At 64.2% G+C, this 22,001-nt stretch carries 20 protein-coding genes and 2 tRNA genes; 7 read left to right on the forward strand and 15 right to left on the reverse strand.

The genetic code is table 11. From position 1 onward, the window contains the following. Positions 1-369 precede the first annotated feature (369 nt). Both A9976_RS02125 and A9976_RS02130 read left to right on the forward strand, forming a co-directional pair. Positions 370-1,707 (forward strand): tetratricopeptide repeat protein, encoded by a 1,338-nt coding sequence (locus A9976_RS02125; protein ID WP_310889363.1) that lies wholly within the window; start codon positions 370-372, stop codon positions 1,705-1,707. Next, positions 1,707-3,221, forward strand: coding sequence for a murein L,D-transpeptidase family protein (locus tag A9976_RS02130; RefSeq protein WP_183017624.1), 1,515 nt, complete (start codon positions 1,707-1,709; stop codon positions 3,219-3,221). The genes A9976_RS02125 and A9976_RS02130 overlap by 1 nt, the downstream gene beginning before the upstream one ends. Positions 3,222-3,282: 61 nt before the next feature. On the opposite strand, the gene A9976_RS02135 is transcribed toward A9976_RS02130, so the two are convergent. From A9976_RS02135 to A9976_RS02185, 11 genes are all read right to left on the reverse strand, one after another. Then, complete coding sequence (locus A9976_RS02135) at positions 3,283-3,672, reverse strand: hypothetical protein (protein WP_013803741.1); 390 nt, start codon at positions 3,670-3,672, stop codon at positions 3,283-3,285. A gap of 128 nt (positions 3,673-3,800) precedes the next feature. Beyond that, positions 3,801-4,877 (reverse strand): GntR family transcriptional regulator, encoded by a 1,077-nt coding sequence (locus tag A9976_RS02140; RefSeq protein WP_183017625.1) that lies wholly within the window; start codon positions 4,875-4,877, stop codon positions 3,801-3,803. 69 nt (positions 4,878-4,946) lie between these two features. Further along, positions 4,947-6,137 carry a PotD/PotF family extracellular solute-binding protein gene (locus tag A9976_RS02145; protein ID WP_097205350.1) on the reverse strand — a complete coding sequence of 397 codons (1,191 nt, stop codon included), beginning with the start codon at positions 6,135-6,137 and terminating at the stop codon, positions 4,947-4,949. 23 nt (positions 6,138-6,160) lie between these two features. After that, entirely contained in the window at positions 6,161-7,273 is a 1,113-nt protein-coding gene (locus tag A9976_RS02150) for a GTP-binding protein (protein WP_183017626.1), read from the reverse strand. Then, the gene (locus tag A9976_RS02155) at positions 7,270-7,626 is read right to left on the reverse strand and encodes a hypothetical protein (protein WP_225614067.1); all 357 of its coding nucleotides are present in this window, start codon (positions 7,624-7,626) and stop codon (positions 7,270-7,272) included. Before A9976_RS02155 ends, A9976_RS02150 begins: the two co-directional genes overlap by 4 nt. Before the next feature lie 191 nt (positions 7,627-7,817). Further along, positions 7,818-8,576 (reverse strand): SDR family NAD(P)-dependent oxidoreductase, encoded by a 759-nt coding sequence (locus tag A9976_RS02160; RefSeq protein WP_013803736.1) that lies wholly within the window; start codon positions 8,574-8,576, stop codon positions 7,818-7,820. A gap of 11 nt (positions 8,577-8,587) precedes the next feature. Continuing rightward, positions 8,588-9,364, reverse strand: a complete 777-nt coding sequence (locus A9976_RS02165; RefSeq protein ID WP_183017628.1) for an SDR family NAD(P)-dependent oxidoreductase — start codon at positions 9,362-9,364, stop codon at positions 8,588-8,590. Positions 9,365-9,371: 7 nt separating this feature from the next. Next, positions 9,372-10,817 carry an MFS transporter gene (locus A9976_RS02170; RefSeq protein WP_183017629.1) on the reverse strand — a complete coding sequence of 482 codons (1,446 nt, stop codon included), beginning with the start codon at positions 10,815-10,817 and terminating at the stop codon, positions 9,372-9,374. 28 nt (positions 10,818-10,845) lie between these two features. After that, positions 10,846-11,721 carry a polysaccharide deacetylase gene (locus tag A9976_RS02175; RefSeq protein ID WP_013803733.1) on the reverse strand — a complete coding sequence of 292 codons (876 nt, stop codon included), beginning with the start codon at positions 11,719-11,721 and terminating at the stop codon, positions 10,846-10,848. A 1-nt stretch (position 11,722) separates the two neighbouring features. Continuing rightward, positions 11,723-13,156, reverse strand: coding sequence for an amidase (locus A9976_RS02180; RefSeq protein WP_183017630.1), 1,434 nt, complete (start codon positions 13,154-13,156; stop codon positions 11,723-11,725). Positions 13,157-13,513: 357 nt separating this feature from the next. Then, the gene (locus tag A9976_RS02185; protein WP_183017631.1) at positions 13,514-14,062 is read right to left on the reverse strand and encodes a hypothetical protein; all 549 of its coding nucleotides are present in this window, start codon (positions 14,060-14,062) and stop codon (positions 13,514-13,516) included. A 158-nt stretch (positions 14,063-14,220) separates the two neighbouring features. On the opposite strand from A9976_RS02185, the gene A9976_RS02190 reads away from it, so the two are divergent. Together A9976_RS02190 and A9976_RS02195 are read left to right on the forward strand one after the other, a co-directional pair. After that, entirely contained in the window at positions 14,221-14,565 is a 345-nt protein-coding gene (locus A9976_RS02190; protein WP_183017632.1) for a hypothetical protein, read from the forward strand. Positions 14,566-14,582: 17 nt separating this feature from the next. After that, complete coding sequence (locus A9976_RS02195; RefSeq protein WP_183017633.1) at positions 14,583-15,110, forward strand: hypothetical protein; 528 nt, start codon at positions 14,583-14,585, stop codon at positions 15,108-15,110. Between the two features lie 24 nt (positions 15,111-15,134). Here A9976_RS02195 and A9976_RS02200 read toward each other — a convergent pair whose 3' ends face one another. Further along, positions 15,135-16,667 (reverse strand): glycosyltransferase family 39 protein, encoded by a 1,533-nt coding sequence (locus A9976_RS02200; protein WP_409049528.1) that lies wholly within the window; start codon positions 16,665-16,667, stop codon positions 15,135-15,137. 308 nt (positions 16,668-16,975) lie between these two features. Continuing rightward, positions 16,976-17,063, reverse strand: a tRNA-Ser gene (locus tag A9976_RS02205). A 254-nt stretch (positions 17,064-17,317) separates the two neighbouring features. Between A9976_RS02205 and A9976_RS02210 the strand changes: the two genes are divergently transcribed. The 3 genes from A9976_RS02210 (at position 17,318) to A9976_RS02220 (ending at position 19,733) form a co-directional block, all read left to right on the forward strand. Further along, entirely contained in the window at positions 17,318-18,283 is a 966-nt protein-coding gene (locus A9976_RS02210; protein ID WP_183017634.1) for a hypothetical protein, read from the forward strand. A 39-nt stretch (positions 18,284-18,322) separates the two neighbouring features. After that, entirely contained in the window at positions 18,323-19,210 is an 888-nt protein-coding gene (locus A9976_RS02215) for a hypothetical protein (RefSeq protein WP_183017635.1), read from the forward strand. A 106-nt stretch (positions 19,211-19,316) separates the two neighbouring features. Beyond that, positions 19,317-19,733 carry a hypothetical protein gene (locus A9976_RS02220; protein ID WP_183017636.1) on the forward strand — a complete coding sequence of 139 codons (417 nt, stop codon included), beginning with the start codon at positions 19,317-19,319 and terminating at the stop codon, positions 19,731-19,733. Between the two features lie 589 nt (positions 19,734-20,322). Here A9976_RS02220 and A9976_RS02225 read toward each other — a convergent pair. Together A9976_RS02225 and A9976_RS02230 are read right to left on the reverse strand one after the other, a co-directional pair. After that, on the reverse strand, positions 20,323-21,648 hold the full coding sequence (locus tag A9976_RS02225; RefSeq protein WP_183017637.1) for a hypothetical protein: 1,326 nt from the start codon (positions 21,646-21,648) through the stop codon (positions 20,323-20,325). Positions 21,649-21,861: 213 nt separating this feature from the next. Continuing rightward, positions 21,862-21,945: transfer RNA gene (locus tag A9976_RS02230), tRNA-Ser, on the reverse strand. Positions 21,946-22,001: the final 56 nt, after the last annotated feature.

A 22,001-nucleotide genomic window follows, 5' to 3' on the forward strand; every position in this document is an offset into this window, starting at 1 on the left:
TCTGAATGGCCTAGGAATCTTCCTAAGATATTGATTTGTATGGTTTTGCTTATTGATCACAATGTCTCGGCAAGGGTCTGTTACGGCATACGTTACGTAACACCGGCCGGTCCGCTCCGTTACCCCGGAGCTGGCTCCGCGCCGTGTTTCATGGCCCTTGACTCAAGGGCCCATGCAGCGGGGTAAGGTGGCTTTCGCCTATAAAATCGCTGGCTTTTGGCTGCAGGCGCATATCGGCGCATGCAAGAAGCCCAAAAGCGAACAGGCCCGTCTTCCAACTTTCATTGCGTAGAGAGCGCCCATATGCTGATTTCGTCCAGAGTTCCGTCGCGAGTGCCGGGTCGTGCCTATTTGCGGATAGCCCGACCCGTGGCCATTGCCGCCTTCAGCCTGGGGGCCGCTTTGTGCGGGGCGTTTGCCCATGCATCGCAGGAGGCGGTGGACGAGGTCTCCCGGCTGCTGGAGCAGGGCAAGGCGCCCCAGGCCGCCAAGCAGGCCGAGGCCTACCTCAAGCAGAACCCGGCCGATGTGCAGATGCGCTTTCTGCAGGGCGTGATCGCCGCGGAGCAGCGCCAGAACGCCCAGGCCATCAAGATCTTCACGGCGCTGACCCGTGACTACCCCAGCCTGCCCGAGCCCTACAACAACCTGGCCGTGCTCTACGCTGCCGAGGGCCAGGAGCGCAAGGCCTCGGAAGTGCTGGAGCAGGCCATTCGCACCAACCCCAGCTACGCCACGGCGCATGAGAACCTGGGCGACCTTTATGCGCGCATGGCCAGCGATGCCTATGCCAAGGCCTTGCAGCTGGACGGATCGCGCCAGGCCATCCAGCCCAAGCTGGCCCTGATCACGCAGATCTTCCCCAAGCAAGGTGGTGCCCAGGCCAAGACGGCCCAGGCTGCAGCTGCCTCGACCAAGGTCGCCGATGCCAAGGCGGCCGATGCCAAGGCCCGCGAAGCCGACGCCAAGCTGGCCGAGGCCCGCGCCGCCGAAGCCAAGGCTGCAGAGGCCAAGGCTGCCGAATTCAAGGCCGCTGAAGTGAAGGCCGCCGATGCCAAGGCCGCCCAGGCCAAGGCGGCGGAAGCCAGGGCTGCAGAAGCCAAGGCCGCCGAGGCCAAGGCTGCAGAAGCCAAGCTGGCCCAGGCCAAGGCGGCGGAAGCCAAGGCGGCAGAGGCCAAGCTGGCCCAGGAAAAGGCAGCTCAGGCAGCTCAGTCTGCACAGGACAAGGCCCGCGCGGCCGAGGACGCCAGGCAGGCTGCGGCCAAGGCCGCTGCTCCGGCCACCGCAGCAGCCGCCACCGCCGTGGCCGCCGCCGAGCCTGCCAAGGCAGCGCCTGCCGTCGACGAGAAGAAGGCGGCCCAGTCGGCCGCAACGCAGGAAGTGGAGGCCGCCGTCAAGGCCTGGTCCACCGCATGGGCCGGACAGGACATGGACCGCTACCTGGACGCCTACAGCGACCACTTCTCCCCGGCCGACGGCAGCAGCCTGGCCAAGTGGAAGGAACAGCGCCGCCAGCGCATCGTTGGCCGCACCGCCATCGTCGTCAATGTGCGCGACCTGAAGGTGACCGTGGACGGCGACAAGGCCACGGCCCAGTTCCGCCAGTACTACGCCTCGGGCGCGCTCAAGACCACCACCCGCAAGACCCTGCGCATGCAGCGCGAAAAGGGACAATGGCGCATCACCCATGAAGGAACCGGCTCCTGATGCCTGAAAAAGCGCGTCCCCTGGCACTGCCGCCCACCGGCCTGCTGCGCCTGCATGCGCGGGCCGCCGGGGTGGCCGTGCTGCTGGTCGCGCTGTCCGCGGTGTCCTTCAGCCCGGCGGCCCATGCCAAGCCGGCCAAGGCCAAGGCCTCCAAAACGGCAACCGCCAAGCCTGTCGCCTCCAAGTCTGTCCCCGGCAAGGCGGGCGCGGCCAGGCTGCGCGCGGCATCGGGCAAGCCCGCTCTGGCCGCCGCTGCGGTGGCCACGGCGGGCGGTGCCGCTGCCGTGGCAGCCACCCATGCCAAGGCAGCCGCCCCCGCACAGCAAAGCCAGGCGGAGGCCCGCCTGCTGGCCATCATCCGCCAGGTGGAGCAGCGGGATCTGGACGGCGCGCTGAAGGCCGCCGGCGATCTCACCGCCGAGGTTCCCAATTTCCGCGCAGCCCAGCTGGTGTATGCCGACCTGCTGCGCTTCAAGACCGGCCGTGCCGGCGAGGTGCTGGCGGGCACGCCCGTCGCCGCCTCCTCCGCTCCCGGCCATCCGGGCCAGGGCGTACTGGTGCGGCACAACCTGTCCGTGGGCAGTGTCGCGCGGCTGGAAGGCCCGGCCAGTCCCTCGCAGGCCCAGCTGCAGGATCTGCAAAACGAACTCAAGCGCCGCCTGCATGCCGACAGCGGCGCGCCGCCTGCGGGCTCCGTTCCCGGCGAGTTCCTGATGCTGGGCGCGTCGGTGCGGCATGCGATTGCCATCGACGCCAGCAAGTCACGGCTGTACCTGTTCGCCCATGAGGCGGGCGGGCTGCGGCTGGTGGGGGATTTCTATGTCTCCGTGGGCAAGCTGGGCACGGACAAATGGCAGGAAGGCGACCAGCGCACGCCGCTGGGCATCTACTTCGTGGGCCGCCACATCCCCGGACCCCGGCTGCCGGAGTTCTATGGCAAGGGCGCGCTCACGGTCAACTTTCCCAATGACTGGGACAAGGCCGTCGGCCGCTCGGGCAGCGGCATCTGGCTGCATGGCTCGCCGCCCGACCAGTTCTCGCGCGCGCCCGAGGCCAGCGATGGCTGCCTGGTGCTGGCCAACCCCGACCTCACCTTGCTCATGCAGACCGTGGACCGGCAGACGCCGGTGCTGATCCGCGAAAAGCTGCAGTGGGTGGCCCCCAAGGCCCAGGCCCAGCAGAAGGCGGCAGATGCCTTTGTGCGTGTCGTCGAGGAATGGAAGAGCGCCTGGGACGGGGCCGACCCGCGCAAGCTGGCCGCGCTCTACGCGCCGGACCTGCTGCAGTCGCCCGCCTCGCGCGCATCGCAGGAACGGCTGGCCGCCTACCTGAACCGCCCCGGCGTGACGCTGCAGGACCTGTCCATCTATTCCTGGAAAGATGCCAAGGGAGAGATCCGCGTGGTCAACCTGCGCGCCAGCAGCAAGTCCTTCGCCGAAGGCCTGCCGCTGCGCCAGTACTGGCGCAAGACGGGCGGGCGCTGGCAGCTTTTTTCCGAAGACGTGATGGGCTGAACCGGGTCGAGTCCGGTTGCTCCCGATAGCGCCCGATAGCGCCAGGCGGGGCCCGGCCGGCTCAGGTGGTCTCGTTCTTGCGGTTGCTGTCGAACCGCCGCTCCGCATCGAACAGATGCTGTATCAGCACATGCGAGGTCATGTTCACGCCGATGCCGCCAATCATGGCCGGCAGCAGGTACAGCGCCGTGGACAGCTCCGAGACGAAGATGGCGTTGTCCGACAGCGACGGCGTCTGCCGGGCCGCCGATGCCAGGCTTTGCAGCAGGTAGACATCCACCCCCGCCATGGCCACCAGGGCCAGCCCGAACAGCAGTACCGTGGTGCGCGAGATGCTGCGCTTGGCCAGCAGGGCCGCGTAGATGGCGCAGGGAAGAACGACCGAGAAAACCACCAGGCTCCAGAATCTGGCTTCGGTGAAGACGGTGGTGCTGATGCGCAAGGCGTTCATCGGTGCGGTCCTTTGGGCGCCCAATATGCCGTGCTTGCGTAAACGCCCGGTGAACGGCAGGCAAACCAGCGGTTCCACATGCAACCAGCCGCGCCGGCCTGCGGCAGCCGACTGCAGCAATCACAAGATCAGGTCTGCCGCACCAGGTAGGCGGGCAATTGCGTCTCAGGCAGCACGGCCAGCACCTTGAGCTGCAGCTGGGCGCGCTTGCGCGCCTGGGCCAGATAGTCCTGCAGCGCCTGTGCGGCCCGCTCGTACTGCCCCTCCCACAAGGCATCGACGATCTGCCGGCAGTTCTCGGTCAGCGGCGGGTTGGGCGATTGCGGAAACATGCGGCAGAAGGTGCTGTGGATCAGCCAGGGCATCTGGCACTGCTGCAGCATGCCCACCAGCTTGTCGTTGGGGTGCCGGGCCAGGAAGTCGCCGTGCAGGTGCTGCTCCACGCGCTGTTCCAGGCGCTGCTCCAGGCGCAATGGTTCCTGCGTGTCCGGAACACCTGGCGCCGTCGCGCCTTGCAGGCCGTGGCGCAGGCTGGCGAGCATGTCCCTGTCCAGGCGCGGCCCGCTTTCGCGCAACGCTGCGGGCGCCAGCAAGGCGAGCAGCTCGAAGTCCTGATTCACCGCGCGTGCCGTCAACGCGGCCACACGCCAGGCGGCGTAGGTGCTTTTCTCCACCAGCCCCCTATCTACCAGCCGGCTCAGCACCTCGCGCAGGGCCACGCGGTTGACGTTGAAGTGGTCCATGGCGGCGCTCTCATCGATCTGAAAGCGCCCGAAGATCATGGCGATGGAGATGGACTGCTCCAGCTCGTCGTGGATGCGCTCGCTTTCCGATGGAATGTGGATCGTGGCCTGGCCCGCCTCCAGGCCCAGGGCCTGCGCGTCCAGCGTCAGGCGCTGGGGCTGCACGGCCTGCCCGGGCCGGGCGACCAAGTAGCCGCGTCCGTCGAAGGTGCTCAGCAGCCCTTCGGCATGCAGCAGCTCGAAGGCCTTGCGCACGGGAATGCGGCTGGTGCCGAAGACCTTGGCCACCGGCCCCTCCAGCAGCACCAGGCCGGGCGCCACCCGCTGCTCGACGATGGCCTGGCGCAGGCGCTGGCGTATCAGTTCATAGCGCAGCCGGCGCTCGGAATCGCCAGATTCGCCGCTCTCGCCGGTCTCTTCGTCCCGCGCAGTCTGCGTGGATGCTTGTATGGCTCTTCTCATTCCTGCTTCATCTGCGTGTGCGTGTGCGTGTGCGTGTGCCGCCGCCGGCGGGGCCGTCATCGGGCAGGACTATACGGCGCGCGCACGGCGCAGCAGCGTGGCCCACTGCCGCACCAGGTAGTTGTGCTCGTCCATGACGGTGTTCCAGACGGCGATGCGGCCCAGGCGCTGCTCGTAGGAGCCGCCGTCGCGCACGCTGCCGCGCGGGATCACGAGCTGGCCGTCGGTGCCCTGCAGGTCTTCGGCGGCGGGCAGGCCGGCGTACCAGTAGTCCCACTCGCTGGCGCTCAGGTGCTCGCGCGTGCGCAGCGGGTTGGAGATGTAGTAGCCCTGCCGCGCCATCGCGGCCCCGGGCCAGCCGGATTGCCACCAGTTCAGGTAGCGGTAGGCGGCATCCAGCGTGTCGCCCCTGGCCTGGCTGGAGATGCCCAGGCCGCCGTACCAGGCGCGGTAGCCTTCGCGCGGACAGGCCAGCCGGTAGTCCAGCCCCGCCGCGCGGTAGTGGCCCATGGCCGGCGACCAGTGGCTCTGGATGGCAACGCCTGCATCGATCATCAGCCGTGCCGCATCGGCGTAGTTGCCCCAGAAGCCCCGGAACTGCTCGGACTCCTGCCGCTGCAGCAGCACGGCCATCATCCGGTCGATTTCCTCCAGCCCCAGGTTGCTGATGTCGCCGAAACGCATGTCGCCGCTGGCCTGCAGGGCAAGGGCCGCGTCCAGCGCGCCGATGGCGGCATCGGCCTGCAGCGCAGCGCGCCCTCGGCAGGCGGGGGAGACCAGCCAGGACCAGCTTTCCTCGGCCTGGTCGAACAGCGCGGGCAGGGCGGCGGGCAGGTAGACAAAGCTGTCGACGTTGTGCGTGAGCGGCAGCATGGAGATATGCGCGCTGGGCACATCGCTGACGCTGCCATCGGCCTGCACATACAGGCGCGTGACAGGATTGCAGCCCGCGCCAAAGGCCGCCTGCGGCGTGATGCGGCCGGTGCGGGGCAGGGCGTTGACCTCGTCCCAACAGGTCAGGCGCGCCGTGTCGATGGGCTGCAGGGTGCCGGTGGGCCACAGGAAATCCACGCTGTGGAACCACTGGTCGTACAGGTCGAAGCTGTCCTGGCGCATCACGGCCTGGCGCTGGGCGTCGAAGCCGTCCAGCACCTCGAAATGGATGCGTATGCCCAGGTCCTGCTGCGCACGCTGGCGCAGGGCTTCGGTCAGCGTCACCGAGGTGCCGAGGACACGCAGTTCGGGATCGTTCTTGCGCATGTTGCGGTCCTTGCCGTGGAGGTTCACGCAGTGTGGGGTGAGGGGCTTGCCGGGGTCTGGCTGCCATTGTCCTGCGAGTGGAGGCGGTAGAACGATTGGAACGATTGCCAGGAGGCCCTGACCTGCTGCTCATCGAGCCCGGCCGTGATGAAGACCAGGCGGGAGCGCCTGTCCTTGCCCGGCCACTCGGGCAAATGCTCGGGGGCGTGCATGAGATGGCCCATGCCGTGCAGCGCCGTGGGCTGCCCCTGCGGCCAGCCATCCGCGGCCACGGCCACCAGTCCCTTCAGGCGCAGCAGCCGGTCGCCATGGCGGTGCAGCAGCATGGTCAGCCACAGGGTGAGCACGCACCAGTCCACCGGGCTGTCGAGTTCCAGGCAGAACGCCTGGGCGCCTGCGTGCAGACCCTGGCCCTGGCGCTGGCGCTGGCGCTGGCGCTGGCCCGCGCGGTCGCGCGGCGTGCCGGCAATGGCGCGTGCCAGCCAATCGGTTTGCAGGGCATGGGATTCCTGCATCTGCCAGGCAGGCGGTACCGCTGCGCCAGGGCCGCAGGTGACGATGCTGGCCAGGGGGTTGATCTGCGCCAGTTGCGCACGCTGTGCCTCGGCCTGCTGTGGCGTGGCCAGGTCGGTCTTGCTCAGGTACAGCCGGTCGGCCGCCGCGACCTGGGCCAGCCATTCGGGGCGCCGGGACTGTTGCCACGGTGCATGCAGTGCATCGACCACGGTGGAGATGAAGGCTGGCCTGAAGATCTGGCGCAGCTGCGCATCGCCGATCAGGGTGGCGATCACGGGGCCGGGCGCGGCCAGCCCCGTGGTCTCCACCAGCACCCTTTGAAAAGGCGGCAGCTCGCCGCGCAGGCGGCGCTGGTGCAGGCGCCACAGAGCGTCCTTGAGTTCGCCGCGTATGGCGCAGCAGACGCAGCCGTTGTCCAGCAGCACCGTGTCGGCGTCTATGCGGCCCACCAGCAGATGGTCCAGCCCCACGGCGCCGAATTCGTTGATGAGCACCGCAGTCTCGCCCGCGGGCGAGTCCTGCAGCCACTGCCTGAGCAGCGTGGTCTTGCCGCTGCCCAGAAAGCCCGTGAGCACGCCCACGGGCAGCCGCTCGCCGTGGTGGTCCGTCAGGCCGTTCATGGCGCCTGCTCCCTGTGTTCCTGTGCTGGTGCACGCCCTTGTGACCGCACTTGTGCCTGCCCTTGTGCCTGCCCTTGTGCCTGCGCCGGCTGCCACGGCATGGCCAGCGGATCCAGGGCTCGGCCCAGCATCTGCTCGGCGGCGGGCCACAGCGCGCCGAAATCGGCAATCAGCACGCTGGCCCCCGTGGGGCCGGCCAGCACATAGGACTGGCCATGGAAGTCGCTGAGCCGCAGCCGCCACAGCGCCAGCAGCCGGTTGGCGCGCGCAATCTGAATCAGCCGCTGGCGTCGCCCGGCCGATCCGGCCGGCGCCTGGCTCCAGTGGCCGGAGGCCTGCAGCAAACCGCACATTCCACACATGACAGAAACCCTTTCGGTTGCGAATGGAGCCGCCTGCGAAACTGGCGCAGCCAAAGAGCAGAGACACCGAGGAAGGGCCTATGCCGGCCGCGCCGCCCCGCACCGAGGGTGTCGCCGGCTGCCCGTACGCCCCCCTCCGAAGAGAGGGGGAAGGCGCGAAGCGACTCAGGGGGTGCTTCTTTTCACGGCATGACATCGCCGGAGTTGGGCCCCAGCGTCTGTCCCACATACAGATTGCCACCGGGATCGGAGGCCAGCAGCACCGCCGTGGGCGCCACCTCGTCGGCGCGGCCGAAGCGGCCCAGCGGCAGGCTGGCCTCCTTGGCGCGCTTCCAGTCCGCGCTGATGCCATCGACCAGCGGCGTGGCGATGGGGCCGGGGGCAATGGCGTTGACCAGGACGTTGTCGGGTGCCACTTCCAGCGCCAGCGACTTGGTGAAGCCGATCACGCCGGCCTTGGCCGCCGCATAGTGGCTCAGCTCCACGCCGCCCTTGATGCCCAGCTGCGAGGCGATGTTGATGATGCGGCCCCAGCGCTGGGCCTGCATGTGCGGCACCGCGCGCCGCGCGCACAGGAAGACGCTGCGCAGGTCCACGCGCAGCATCTCGTCCCACATCGCGGTGGACATGTCGGCGCAGCGCGACTGGGTGAGCATGCCGGCGTTGTTCACCAGGATGTCGATGCCGCCAAAGGCTTGCACGCAGCGGTCGATGATGCGGTGGGCCGTGGACTCGTCGCCCACGTCGCCGATGACGGTTTCGGCCTGCGCGCCCAGCGCGCGGCAGCGCTGTGCCACGCTGTCGGCACGGGCGGCATCGATGTCGGCCAGCAACAGCTGCGCGCCGGCCTGCGCATAGGCCAGGGCGATGGCCTCGCCGATGCCGCTGCCGGCGCCTGTCACGACGGCGCGGCGGCCGTCCAGGGGCTTGGAGGTGTTCATGTCGGATGTCCTCAACTGGGCCAGCGCACGGTCAGGCCGCCGTCGGCAATGATGGATTGGCCGGTGATGTAGGAAGCCTCGTCGCTGGTCAGGAAGCGGATCAGGGCGGCGATTTCGCGGGCCTGCCCCACGCGTCCCAGCGGGATGCCCCTGGCCGCCTGCGCCAGACCCTCCGGCCCCAGCGAGTTGACCGGGTCCAGCGATTGCGGCGTCTCGATCAGGCCGGGAATCACGGCATTGCAGCGTATGCCGCGCGGTGCCAGCTCCATGGCCACGGCGCGGCACAGCCCGGGCACGCCTGCCTTGGCGGCCGCATAGTGGGCATGCTGCTCCCAGCCGTAGACGCCGCCTGCAATGGAGGAGGCGGCCACCATGGCCCCGCCTGCAGCCATGTGGCGCGCACTGGCCCGGAAGGTGCGCATCACTCCGCCCAGGTCGATGTTGATGACCTCCAGCCACTGCGCATCGCTCATCTCGACCAGGGCCGCCTGGCGCAGCAAACCCGCATTGGCGACGGCGAAGTCCAGCCGGCCGAAGCGGTCCACGGCGACCCTGGCCAGGTGCTCGACCTGTTCGGCATCGCCCACATCGACCGCCTCCATGACGCACCGCCCGCCCGCGCGTTCGACGAGTTCCAGGGTCTGGCCGGGATCGTGCGGATCCCGGGGGTAGTAGCTGCCGGCCACGGCAATGCCTGCCTGCGCATAGGCCAGGGCCAGCGCCTGGCCGATGCCGCTGGCGGCGCCCGTGACGAGGGCCACCTTGTTGCTGGGGGTGTCCGGGTTCATGTCGGCCTCACTTCACGGTCTCGGGATCGACATGGGGCGCCAGAAACATCAGCAGGCCCGAGGCCGCGCAGGGAATGGCGCCCCAGTACAGCGCCGCCTGCACCCAGTCCGAGCCTTGCGACAGCGTCCAGGTCACGCCAAAGCCTGCCGCGATGGCGCCCACCTGGCCCATGGCGTTGACGAAGGAGCTGGCCGTGGCACGGATGTGGCTGGGAAAGCTCTCGCCGATCAGGAACAGGGCGGCTGCATAGGGGCCGATCAGGAAGAACAGCCCCAGCGAGTACAGCGGCACGATGCGCCAGAAGTCGCCCGAGGGCGCGTTCAGCATGAGCGCGAAGGCCAGGCCACCCAGCATCCAGCCTATGGCCACGGCGTTGCGCCGGCCTATGCGGTCACCGAGCCAGCCATGGAAGACATAGCCCAGAAAGCCCGCGAGATTGGAGATGATGAGCACCTGCAGCGCGCTGGAGAAATCCACGCCCTTGCCCGGCGTGCCACCGGCGCCGCCCAGCACCGAGGTGCCCAGCACCGCGAAGATCACGATGGCGAACCAGTTCAGGAAAAAGCCCAGGGCCAGCGACAGCGTGGGCCGCAGCGAGGCACCGCGGAACATGGCCGACAGGCCGGTGTGCTGCTCCTGCTGTGCGCTGGCGCCATGCTCCTGCGCCAGGCGCATGGCCTCTGCCTCGCGCCCGGCGCGGCGCAGATCGGCCACGCGCCGCGCGGTCAGGAACTGGGGCGTTTCCACCAGCCGGCGGCCCAGCACGGCGATCACCAGGGCCGGGAACATGGCGAACACGAAGGACAGCGCCCAGCCGCCGCCCTGGCCGAACCAGCGCTCGCCCAGCGGATACAGCAGGGCCACCAGCACGGCCGTGAGCACCGCGCCCACGGGCCAGCCGCCCTGCACCAGCGAGTAGATGAAGCCACGCCGCCGCAGCGAGGCCGGGTCCGTGTAGACAAGGGAGAACAGCTCGCTCAGGTAGGTGGCGTTGATGCTTTGCTCGGCGTAGCCCAGGCCCGCCAGCGAGCGCACCACGATCAGCAGCACGAAGCCCAGGCCCGCCGACAGGCCGATCACCCAGCCGGCCAGCGCCGTCAGGCCCGAGCACAGCGCGGCGCCTGCCACGGCGATGATGATGCCCTTGCGCCGCCCCAGCCGGTCGGCGATGGGGCCGATGCCGAAGGCCACGATCACCGTGCCCAGCGTCACCCAGGTGTTCAGGCGCGCCTGCTGCTCGGCGCTCCACTGGAAGTGCTCGCCCAGTTGCGGCAGCAGGGTGCCGAAGAGGATGAAGTCGTAGACGGCAAAGACCCAGGCGAAAAAGCAGACCCAGGTGGCGTAGCTGACCTGCCTGCGCGTCACGGTGGGCGCGGTCCAGGGGGCATCGATGCCGGCCGGGGCCGGATGGCCGGCGCCTGGGGCGTCGGAGGCAATGGCGGAGGTATTCATGGTGTCCTCGCTGAGATGGGATGCGGCATCAACGCGGCTGGCGGCGCAGGAAGTCGTCGGCGATCTGGTCGCACGTCATGAAGCGCACGCCCTCATGCGACTGGAAATGCTCGATCAGGCGCTCCAGCATCAGCAGCACCTGGGGGCGGCCGGAGACATCGGGGTGGATGGTGATGGGGAAGACCGCGTAGTCGTGCTCGCGGTAGACCCAGTCGAACTGGTCGCGCCACATCTGCTCTATGTCGCGCGGGTTGACGAAGCCGTGGCTGTTGGGCGACTTCTTGATGAACATCATGGGCGGCAGGTCGTCCAGATACCAGTTGGCGGGGATCTCGACCAGCCGTGTCTCCTTGCCGCGCACCAGGGGCTTCATCCAGGTGTCCGGATGCTTGCTGTAGTCGATGCGCGTCCACTGGTCGCCCACGCGCACGTAGTACGGGTGGAAGTCGTTGTGCATCAGGCTGTGGTCGTACTTGATGCCTTTCTTGAGCAGCAGCTCGTTGGTGACCGGGCTGAATTCCCACCACGGAGCGACGTAGCCCGTGGGCGCGCGGCCGGCCAGCCGCGTGATGACTTCGATGCTGCGGTCCAGCACGGCCTCTTCCTGCTCGGGCGTCATGGCAATCGGGTTCTCATGGCTGTAGCCGTGGATGCCGATTTCGTGGCCCGCGTCCACCACGGCCTTCATCTGCTCGGGAAAGGTCTCGGCAGAGTGGCCCGGAATGAACCAGGTCGTCTTCAGGCCGTATTTGTGGAACAGCTTGAGCAGCCGCAGCGAGCCGACCTCGCCCGCGAACATGCCGCGCGAGATGTCGTCGGGCGAGTCTTCCCCGCCATACGAACCGAGCCAGCCGCCGACGGCATCGACGTCCACGCCAAACGTGATCTGGATTTCCTTGCTCATGTCATGCACTCCTATCAATGGGAACGGTGGAGGGGGAAAGAACCTGTTCGACGCTCAGCGCAATGCGCAGCAGCCGGTCGTCATCGCCCCGGGGGCGCATGAGCTGCAGGCCCGTGGGCAGAAACGCAGGCCTGCCGTCCAGGCCGGGAATGCGCTGCACGCCGCTGGGCAGGGCCACGGCCGGCGTGTCCAGGTAGCTGCCCGGCATGGTCAGCCGCAGCGTGGCGAGGTTGGTTTCGGCAAACAGCCTGTCGTCGTCCAGCAGCGGCAGCAGCAGGGGTGCGGTGTGGCCCGTGGTGGGCAGCACCAGGGTGGCATCGCCCAGCTCCTGCGCGAACAAGGCCATCAGTGGTGCGCGCTGGGCGATCAATGTCCGGTAGCTGTCAGGACTCAGATGCCTGGCTGCCTCCAGGCGCTGGCGCACGCGCGGGTCCATGCGTGCGGCCTGATCGGCATCGTCCAGGCGTGCGCGGTGGGTGGCAAAGGCTTCATGGGCGCCCAGCCAGCCATGGCGCCGGGTCAGCGTCCGTACGGCGCGCAGGCTGCGCAGCGTGCGGCGCTCCACGCGGGCGCCCCGGGTCTCCAGCAAGGCCAGGGAGGACAGGAGGTTGTTGCGCACGGGAGCTTGCACGCGGTCGTCATCCAGCAGGCTGAGGTCCGTGCAGAACACCTGATTGCGCAGGTCCGCAGCGGGGGATGCGTTGGCATGGCCGTCGTCGGTCAGCCCGCGCAGCACGCGGTCCAGCGCCATGCAGTCGGCCACGCTCAGGGCCAGCGGCCCCAGGGTGTCCAGGGACGGCGCCAGCGCAAACACGCCCTGCAGGCAATAGCGCCCCCTGCTGGCGCGATAGCCCACCAGCCCGTTGAAGGCGGCGGGAATGCGCACGGACCCCGCCGTGTCCGTGCCCATGGCCAGCGGCCCGCACCCCAGGGCCACGGCCAGCGCAGCGCCGCTGGACGAGCCCCCGGGCGCCCGGTCGTGGCCTCCCTCATGTGCAAACACCGGCGTGCCGAAGCAGGGATTGAGCCCCAGGCCCGAGTAGGCGAACTCACTGAGATTGGTCTTGCCCAGGCAGACCATGCCGGCCGCTGCGGCATGCGCCACCACGGTGGCGTCGGCCCGGGCTGGCGCGGCCGACTGCAGCAGGGCCGAGGCCGCCGTGGTCGGCGTGCCGCGCACGTCGAACAAGTCCTTCCAGCTGATGGGGACGCCGTCCAGCGGCCCCAGCGGCCGGCCCGTGCGCCAGCGCTCGGTGGACTGCCGGGCCTCCTCGAGCGCGCGGTCCGCCGTGATGCGCGTGAACACTGACTGACTTGCGCAGGCAACGCGCAGGCAGTGCTCCGTGGCTTGCATGGGCGTCAGCGTGCCGGCTGCATAGGCCGCATGCAGTTCGGAGGCCGAGGGAGGCGCCGTCTGGCAGCCATTGGTTTTCATTGAATTTGAATGTTGATGTCAAAGTTCATTTTTTGATTCTAGTGAGCGCCTGCATCCCGCGTCCGGGTGGTTACCCGGGGGATGTGGCGCTGTTGATGGGTGGAGAAAGTTGCGTGCGCGGCCCGGCGATGCGCGGGCCGGCAATGGCCACCTGTTCGCCCGCGCGGGCCTGGGCGACCGAGCGGGAGGGGGCGCATGCGTGAGGCCCCTGGTGCATGCGGCCGCCATTGATCCGCCTGCCATGTTCGAACCTGCGGCCATGGCGGCCGGCATCGCGCAGGTATTGATGGGGTATCTGCGGGCGCCTGCCCCGGGTCGGGGACGCAGGATGCAGGATGCGATTTGGCCGCCAGATCCTCAGGGTGCAAAAACCTCTGGGTCGTCGTTGCGCCAGGCGCCTATGCAGCCGATGAGGCACACCACAAAGCTGGTGATGGAGCCAGCTTCGCCCGCGTCCTCATACTTGGCCACGATGTTGACCTGCGGCTTGCGCCAGGCCAGCAGACGTCCGCCATGTCCCGGTCGCTCGATCCCATCATCCATTTGCGGCGGCCCAAAAACCGCCACCAGCGCTTCAGGTGGGGATTGCATGCTCAGCCCCGAAGGCAGGCTGCCCGCAAATACGGCCCGGATTCTGCTGTCTGCCCCCGGCGCAAGAAAATGCACGGAGCCAATGAGCCAGACATCGCCATCCTCCCAGTCTCTCCCCGTCAGCCTGGAAAGTGCCCGGGGACGATAGACATCGATGCGCAGCGAGGACTTGGCGGACCAGATGATGTCGTCATCAAAATGGCTCGACGGCCTGGGCATTCGCTTGACACCCAATGGGCCAAGCAGTCGGGCCACTTTGCCGGCGTCATAGGGCCGGCCCAGCATGTCGATGAGTTCTTCGCAGGGGGATTTCATGGGCACGGCGGTGGTTCTCAACAATGGGTGCAATCACGCAATGCGGACAGGCGCGGCCCGCAGGCAGCGTATTCTTTCTGTCCATCATTTCTCGAGCAAGGCAATGTGACATGAGGCCTGGATTTTTGCGTCACCATTACGCGGTCAGACGGCTTGGCATGCTGGCCCTGCTTGCCAGCTTTCCCATTCAATCCCTGTTCACACAGATCTGGTGCCATGCAGGTCTGACCCGTTTCTGGCTTGCCAATGCACTCGTGATGCTGGTGCCGCTTGGCATGCTGGCCTGGCCCAGTTCCTGGCCTTGCTTGGTTTCTGCGGCAACGGTGCTGATTTTCAGTCTGTGGGCCAATGCACAAGAGTGCGCGCCCTATGCAGGCGGCGGTGCATCTATGGCCTATGTGGTGGTGTTTCTTTTTGGTTGGCCCATGGCCTTGATCGGTGGAATGGTCATTGGATATGTGACCGTGATTCAGCCAAGACAGCAGAAAATCACGGCGCATTGACCTGAAAGCACACGCCCATGCCCAAGAAGCCCAAGAAGTCCCACAGCGAGTACCTGCTCGAACAGCATCCCGAGCTGCACGCGCTTTTTCCGTACTACGAATCCCTGGGTTTGGCCGAGCCCGTGCTATGGGCTCTGAGCGAAAGCCGCGGAGAGCCCACCGTGGCAATGGCGGCACTGGTTCACGGGTTGTGCAGCGAGGTGGCGGCCGCCGGCGACAGCCGCTGGCTGGAGCAGTTGCACCAAGGAGATCTGAACGTCAACGAAGGCCCGTTGCTCAGCGATGCGCAGCAGGCGCTGGGCCGCCTGCGCGCGTTGGGCATTGCCGACGACTTGCTGATGCCCCTGGTGCGCGCGGCACAGGTGCAGGCGGTCAACAACATCGCAGCCATGATCGACATGGGGCCGCAGATCTCCTGTCTGCCTTTGCCGCAAGGCCGGCAAGCGCACTGGCAGTTGTTCGATGTGGACGTCGAAGACGGCGAAACCCCGGGCAAGGTTTTGAGCGGCTTTGCCATCGATGTGCGGCACGTGCTGGTTCGCTAGTGCCCGGCCCAGCCATCACCCTGTTCAGCTTGGGACGCAGCTGCCCGCATCTTCCTCCGGCGGGCTGACACGCCAGAAGAGGGAGGGAAAGCCTTCGCCCACCGGCTGGTGTCCGGGCGGCTGCGACGCAGCCAGCTGCAGATGCAGCACCCCGCAGGCATCCACCATGTGCTGGGAAATCCAGGGGCTGATGTCCATGCGGCCATCGATCAGCACCAGCGGCTTTTCGCGCAGCTTCAGGGCCAGGGCCTTGGCCTCGGCCGTGGGGCCTGCGATCACGCGGATATCGCCGCCCAGCGCTTCGCGCGCGGGTTCGGCAAGCGCCTGGCTCAAGGCCTTTGAATCGAAGTTTCTCCAGTGCCGGCTGTTAAGCCGCAGTTCACTGCGCGCCGAGGTCATCTGGGCCACGAGCAGCAAGGCCAGTTGAAGCGCCACGAAGCACTTGATGGCGGTGGTGATCGATATGCGCGACGGCTGCAGCCTGGCACCGGCCAGCTCCATGGCGACGGGAACGGCCAGCAGCAGAAAGGGCGTGCCCCAGTGCAGCTGCAGCGACGAGCCCGCAAAGATGCCGATGGCGCAGGTCAGCACGATGGGCGTGAGGCCAAAGCACAGGATCAGCGCGCGCGATGCATCGGCTGTCCCGGGGCGCTGCGGTGTGTCCTGCGGCGCAAGGCGGCTGCGGCGGTGTAGGGCCATCACCAGTCCCAGCAGCACCCAGGCGAGCAATGCACGGTTGAGCAGCTGGTCGGCCAGCCAGTGCAGCGTATTGAGCAGTCTTGCGCCACCGCCCAGGCTGGCGCCCAGCGAGGATTCGGTGGCATAGCGGATGGGGCCGAAGTCGTTCAGGAAAAGCCAGTACAGGTGCGGCGAGATGATGGCCAGCGAGATGGCTGCCGCCAGCACCAGGCCGATCATGTGGACTCGCTCGCGCCAGGCGCCTGACGCCAGCCAGAACAGGAATACCGCCACGGCGGCCAGGATCATCTGGTACTTGGCCAGTGCGCCCAGCCCCAGGCAGCAGCCCAGGGCGGCCCACCAGCGCAGCTGCCTGCTGCCCACCGCACGCCACACCAGCAGGGCGCTGGCCGCGAAGAAGGGCATCAGCACGACTTCATGGTTGAAGAAGTGCATCCGCTCGTTGTAGTAGGTGATGCACATGGCCGCCAACAGGGCCAGCGTGGCGTAGCGGCTGCCGCGCAAGTCGTTCAGCAGCTTCCAGAAAAGGAACAGGCCCGCCACCGTGAAAAGCGCGCCGGTGGCGTAGCTGGTGCGCGCAGACAGGCCGAACAGATGGACCGGCACCGAAAGCAGCCAGGTCGGCAGGGGCGGGTGCTTGTAGTAGCCCCATTCCAGGCTGTGCACCCAGGTCAGCTGTTCGAGATTGTCCTTGGGTGCCGTGAGGCTGGAGCTGTCGATCTGCAGCAGCCAGGCCACGGCAAAGACCAGCAGGCCGATGGCGATCTTGAGTGCGAGTGAAAGCGACGGAGCGGCCAGGGCCAGCGGAGCGCTTCGCGTGATCGCGCTCGCTGCTTGAGAGGAAACAGGAGAAGTCATGACAGAGGCCGGCAGCGGAGAGAAGTGCGCTGGCACAAGGGAAATTCCCAGGGAGACGGTCGAACGGGAGCTTCAGCGTTGGCTACGGACTCTTGGCTTACGCGGGCGCTAGAAGCCCGGCAGCTTATGTCTGGCTGGTTAATCTAATGTAAAGACTGTGTGAAGAATGTGTGGAGACCGTTGCCTGCGGGCTCACGGCGGGCTGCGTGGCTGCAGCCGGGGGGCAGGGCGCTGGTTGAACCTGCCTGGCGCGCGATGGACAAGAAAAAAGCGCCTGGGCAGGCGCTTTGTTTCTGATCATCTGGATCTGGCGGAGACTGTGAGATTCGAACTCACGGACGGTTGCCCGTCGGCAGTTTTCAAGACTGCTGGTTTAAACCGCTCACCCAAGTCTCCGGGAGGGTAGGCGCGAATTCTAGCCGACTGCGTGCCCTGATTTTTTCAGCATGCCCCGGGTCTCGACGAACTTGACCGCTTCTGGCATGCCCATCAGGGTCTCGAGGTTGGTCATAACAAACGATTTGATGCGCTGGGCGTTGGTGCGCTTGCGGCTCGTGTCGCGGCGTGCATCACATCTAGGTTGGCGCTCACATGGGGGCAGCAGGCAGGGCGCTGAAAGATGGGTAAGCTGATGGGGAGGAGGGCCGCACATGACATATACGCTGCGTGTCTCGGCAAAGACACCACACGCATCGCGCATCACCGGGATCGACATCCCCGTTGAGGTGGAAATAGGAGGTAGGCGCGCAACGTTCGTGTTGCAGCATCGGGATCTGATAGTAAGGATTGCAGACTTTGCGACTGAGTCTGAAGCCGAAGCATTTTTGCCACGTCTTCGAGCTGGACTTTGGAACATAGCCCTAGTCCACAACATACCGTTCATCTTGGGGCATGACCGGGGAGACATCACCTATGCCGATGATCCGACTCAGGCTGGAAAAAATTTGGCGAGAGGTTTTGGCTTGGCTGACGATTGTCCAGTCCATGGACTGGGCAATTCTGGCGGATACACGGTTTTCAAGACGGACCAGAACATCAAGTTTTTTGCAGGAGTAGAAGTTTCGGGTTATGTTTCATCGCCCTTCGATGTACTAGCTCCGCTCTTCGTGGAGGCAGTTACGACTTGCAAGGACGGGGTAATCAGCGAGACAAAGACTGCAACAGCGATTTCACTGTACTTGGGGCAATTTCTGGAAACATCCATGCGGGCGCGGTTACTGACATTGATGATGGTGTTGGAAGTTCTCGCACCAGACCTCGCAAAGCACGAATCCGCTGTAGCCGTGTTGGAGAAGATGACGTTGGATATCGATACGCGTCTTCACGAGAACATCAGTGATGAGGAGCGTTTCGCGCTGGAGTCACTGCAGAGAGAGTTCGACTTTCGTAAAGAGACTTCAATACGCAGGCGCATACGTGAACTGGTCGCAACCGGTGCGGGATTGGCGCACGCTGATCGCAATCAGTTAGCCCGTGAAGTTGTGCGTGCCTATGATCTCCGAGGAAAAATTGTGCACACCGGTGTTGCTAGCAACGATGATGTTTACACTGCCTATGACACCATTCTTCATACGGTGAAATCGCTTCTCAGGGGTAGGCTAGGGCTTCAACAATGATCATTTTGGCGTCTTTAGATTGGTGCTAGAAGGCTGTTTATGGACATAAAATATTCGATGCTTCTGCGCACAGCATATGATGCATATCTCGTCCGGTGGGATGAGGGCGAAATGGGACCATCGGAGCGCTATCTACCTTACGATTTTGAGCAGATTGACCGTTATCAATGGTCTCTGTTAGGGGCTGAGATGGTTAGGGATGAGCTTCGAGAACTCACGAATCTACTCAACGGATGGCTTGGTTTGCTACGTCGTTGGAAGGCGTGGAATTCCGTCATCGCGGGCTATGAAAAAGATGATGCGTGGGAACTACGCCGAGAATTTCTGGAGGCGCTTGCGCATCAATGCCTACTTCTTCCTAGTGCTATGCGCGACACGTTTACCTTCGTCGCTACCAATTCTATGCATCAAGTGCGTCTTGCACAGGATGCAAGCTACCCAGATCGCATCGACGGCGATCCTACAACGCATGATGAGAAGCCTCGGCACCTAACCAGGAGGCAAAAAGAGCAGCGTTTGCTCAAGCTCTTGGCTCCATGGTCAGTAGCCAAAAAATTTGTCAACTTAATCTGTTCGTTGGATGCTCACGACTACAGATCGGCCACTTCGGATTACCGCAATCGTACAAGTCATGCAATTGGACCACGATTGGGAATTGGGATGACGAGGGCTGTGGTCAGATCAGTGAAACCTGCGACAGAACACAAGAAACAGGCGAATGGTACCTATGAAATGGTGCGCATCCCGGGACGCATGTCTGTGGGGTATGGATGGGGCGGTACCCTGCCACTCGATATAGAGGACGCATGCACTGTAAATCTGGAGCAATTCCGTCGCGCACGCGCCTGCTACGAATGCTATTGGAGCTTGCTATTGGATGGTATGAAAGGAATACCGTTAATTCCACGGACATCAGGGGCCAACTAGCAGCAGGTTCGGTTGGCAGTCATCTCTGCCTCCTGGCCGTGATACCAAGCACGGCATAGTTGCGAGCCCTGGATCTCTTAAAATTGTACTCCCCCTTGCTCACCTGATGTCGTGGAGCGCGGTACAGTTTGCTATCCTCTCTCAATGTAAAACTGTAAGCTGCCACCAAAAGAAAAGCGCACACCAAGTAAGCCTCAGTCATGCCGAAATTCTGTCCGTTGACCCTGGTTCTCTGGGCGAAGCTACTGTTTTCGTTCCGCACGGCTCGATTGATTCCGAAACAGAGGTGCTTCCAGAGGACTCCGAGGAAATGGTGACCAAGGAAGAGATTGCTGGCCCAGCCTTGCGTTTCAAAAGAAATCCCAAAATCCTACAGTTGCTTAAGCCATTCAGTGCCGTACCCTCGGACGTGCAGCACTATGAAACTTTCGGTGTTCATGAGTTTGGTGAGTGGAGCAAAATCCAGTGGATGGTTGAAAACCTATTCCACATCGGATGGCTCCTTATAGTTTGGGGTCCCTAAGGAGCCGGCAAGACGGCGTGGCTGATTGACCTCATGCTGGCAATTCTACCTACGGCAAGGAGTGGAATGGGCGCCCGGTAACCAATGTGGGTGTCCTCTACTGTGCATTGGAGGGAGCGCAAGGCTTTCGCAACCGTGTGCTGGCAGGATCTAGCACCATCAGGTCAAGCCGGATCATCGACTGCTGCTCATGTTCGACCTCATCGGCCTAGCCGATCCGAGGAGCTTGCGTCGATTGGCGGAGACAGCTACACGGTTTGTAGCCAGCCCATGATCATTGGCACTTTGGCCGCAGCCCCGGCTGGGAAGGTGGTCGCAAGCTCCAATCAACACATGGCGGAGGTAATCGATAACGCCAAGCGTCTATCATTGATAACTGGCGCCACCGTCTTGCTCAATCGCAACCGCAACCAGGTACATCTTGAATTTATAGCAGCCCGGTGACTTCGGCTGAGCAATCTACCGAGCCGTATGGCGTGGCATGCATTGGTGTAAAAGTGTTCAAGATAGGAGATGCTGCTCGCACAGTGGGCATCAGTGGTAGCGGCTCTCTGTGGCCTTCGGGTGACAATGCTTTCTGAACTGCGTGCTACGACCTGCTTCTGATGCCCGCCTCGCTCAAATGAATGCGTAAGGATTCCATTTTATCCCGTTGCTCAATAGTGTGTCGAGTCAGCCAATTAAAACTATGCGCATAAGCTCGTCCGTTCAAAATAGACAATAGAAGGTACTCGATCCAAAGCTGCAAATGATCTTCGGCAACTGAAAGGCTGCCGGGTACACGCCTGCTGAAGTTTCTGCCATGTGCCAGTTCATTTCGGAGATCCTTCAGCCCTGGCAAGCCTTGTTCACCCAGAATAGGCCAGAGGGTAGGAATTCCCGGCGGATATGCCGCTAGCAATGCTGGGATGATGCTATGCATACCGCCGTTGGCGCTACCAAATTGCCGAGCTAAACCCTCTAATGCGACGAAGAGGGCCAGAAATCGAGACTCGATGGAATGCTTGACTGTTGGATGGAGCGAATAAATGGCGAGAAAAACTGCATCGCTCTCAGCCTCCTTAAAGCTACTGATCCGAGAAGAGGCCGATTGGATGAAATTTTCTAGATAGCTCGGATGAACCAGAAAGTCTCTGGAGTCTTCTAATCCGTTTGCTGCTCTCACGCGAGAAAAAGGATAGTCCCATTCCTCATGCGTAACGCCATTGAAGTAAGCATGGAAACCGTGCACCACGACTCTCCAGCGGGCCGCGAGTGAAAGTAGCAATGCTGCCGTGCGTGCACTTTGCCTCAAGGTATTCAGTGAGGCAGGAGGTGCGTTGGAAGAATCATGAAATACAAAAACAGGGGTACTCCTAGCGACAACGGTGTCTCCGTCGTCGTGATTCACCCAATTCCAATGGCGATCCAGTTCCAGCGCTAAACTCTCTCCGGATGAGTCGCGCACCGGAAGGCGCGGAGGGGAGTAGGAATGACCAAAGTTTCTATTGCCCTTGAAATCCATGCTCCATACTTTGGAGGGAATCGCGTAGTGCACCTGACTTAAATGAAAAGTCGCACTTTCGATAGACTGAAGCTCGTGATAAGCCCCTCCTCGCAGATTTCTTCGGATCGTCAAACGCTCAACATGATCAATCTCCAGAGTGGTGCCGCCTACACGTCGTCCGAACTGCGTGGACGAAGAGCGAATAAGGATATCACTGGCCTCGAAGTAGAAACCTGGCTCCTCATCATTGATCAAAGAGAAGCCACTGCCGCATAGCTCATTGTCAAAGGGCAGACCGAAAGCTTGGACTGCCATTCGGCCATCGTCGGCGGGTTGTTTTGGGAGCCATACGCGGACGTCACAGAGGGGGCCACGTTGGCCATGCTTCACCAAGTAGGCGTCAAGCTTGAAACCCGGACGATCATCCATTCGCACCTCAAAGTAGAGATAAGTGGCGCCATCTTCATCTGCGTCAGGCCGCAGTCAACCAGCGCAGCAAAGTTATCGAGTATGAAAGAGCCACAGGCACATGCCTATTGGCTAGAGCGATGCGGAACTATGCACCACTATCCTGCGATAGGTAAGCTGATGGGTAGAAATGCAAAACGGGCCGCTCAGGCCCGTCTGTCATGAGTCCTAGAAAGGGACTGTGAGATTCGAACTCACGGACGGTTGCCCGTCGGCAGTTTTCAAGACTGCTGGTTTAAACCACTCACCCAAACCTCCGAAGCTGCGTATTCTAGCCGGGGTTGTGCCGCTCCTGCCGGGGCAGGGGGCGTAAA

It is taken from the genome of Delftia sp. UME58 (assembly GCF_014170385.1).
GTDB classification, from domain to species: domain Bacteria; phylum Pseudomonadota; class Gammaproteobacteria; order Burkholderiales; family Burkholderiaceae_C; genus Comamonas; species Comamonas acidovorans.

Excerpts from the sequence above, each read along its gene's own strand:
- A9976_RS02145 (WP_097205350.1), bottom strand. The coding sequence starts at position 6,137 with ATGCGCAAGAACGATCCCGAACTGCGTGTCCTCGGCACCTCGGTGACG.
- A9976_RS02170 (WP_183017629.1), bottom strand. The coding sequence starts at position 10,817 with ATGAATACCTCCGCCATTGCCTCCGACGCCCCAGGCGCCGGCCATCCG.
- A9976_RS02190 (WP_183017632.1), top strand. The coding sequence starts at position 14,221 with ATGCTGGCCCTGCTTGCCAGCTTTCCCATTCAATCCCTGTTCACACAG.
- A9976_RS02150 (WP_183017626.1), bottom strand. The coding sequence starts at position 7,273 with ATGAACGGCCTGACGGACCACCACGGCGAGCGGCTGCCCGTGGGCGTG.
- A9976_RS02180 (WP_183017630.1), bottom strand. The coding sequence starts at position 13,156 with ATGAAAACCAATGGCTGCCAGACGGCGCCTCCCTCGGCCTCCGAACTG.
- A9976_RS02195 (WP_183017633.1), top strand. The coding sequence starts at position 14,583 with ATGCCCAAGAAGCCCAAGAAGTCCCACAGCGAGTACCTGCTCGAACAG.
- A9976_RS02155 (WP_225614067.1), bottom strand. The coding sequence starts at position 7,626 with ATGTGCGGTTTGCTGCAGGCCTCCGGCCACTGGAGCCAGGCGCCGGCC.
- A9976_RS02210 (WP_183017634.1), top strand. The coding sequence starts at position 17,318 with ATGACATATACGCTGCGTGTCTCGGCAAAGACACCACACGCATCGCGC.
- A9976_RS02175 (WP_013803733.1), bottom strand. The coding sequence starts at position 11,721 with ATGAGCAAGGAAATCCAGATCACGTTTGGCGTGGACGTCGATGCCGTC.
- A9976_RS02225 (WP_183017637.1), bottom strand. The coding sequence starts at position 21,648 with ATGGATGATCGTCCGGGTTTCAAGCTTGACGCCTACTTGGTGAAGCAT.
- A9976_RS02215 (WP_183017635.1), top strand. The coding sequence starts at position 18,323 with ATGGACATAAAATATTCGATGCTTCTGCGCACAGCATATGATGCATAT.
- A9976_RS02160 (WP_013803736.1), bottom strand. The coding sequence starts at position 8,576 with ATGAACACCTCCAAGCCCCTGGACGGCCGCCGCGCCGTCGTGACAGGC.
- A9976_RS02220 (WP_183017636.1), top strand. The coding sequence starts at position 19,317 with ATGTCGTGGAGCGCGGTACAGTTTGCTATCCTCTCTCAATGTAAAACT.
- A9976_RS02165 (WP_183017628.1), bottom strand. The coding sequence starts at position 9,364 with ATGAACCCGGACACCCCCAGCAACAAGGTGGCCCTCGTCACGGGCGCC.
- A9976_RS02135 (WP_013803741.1), bottom strand. The coding sequence starts at position 3,672 with ATGAACGCCTTGCGCATCAGCACCACCGTCTTCACCGAAGCCAGATTC.
- A9976_RS02140 (WP_183017625.1), bottom strand. The coding sequence starts at position 4,877 with ATGAGAAGAGCCATACAAGCATCCACGCAGACTGCGCGGGACGAAGAG.
- A9976_RS02130 (WP_183017624.1), top strand. The coding sequence starts at position 1,707 with ATGCCTGAAAAAGCGCGTCCCCTGGCACTGCCGCCCACCGGCCTGCTG.
- A9976_RS02185 (WP_183017631.1), bottom strand. The coding sequence starts at position 14,062 with ATGAAATCCCCCTGCGAAGAACTCATCGACATGCTGGGCCGGCCCTAT.
- A9976_RS02200 (WP_409049528.1), bottom strand. The coding sequence starts at position 16,667 with ATGACTTCTCCTGTTTCCTCTCAAGCAGCGAGCGCGATCACGCGAAGC.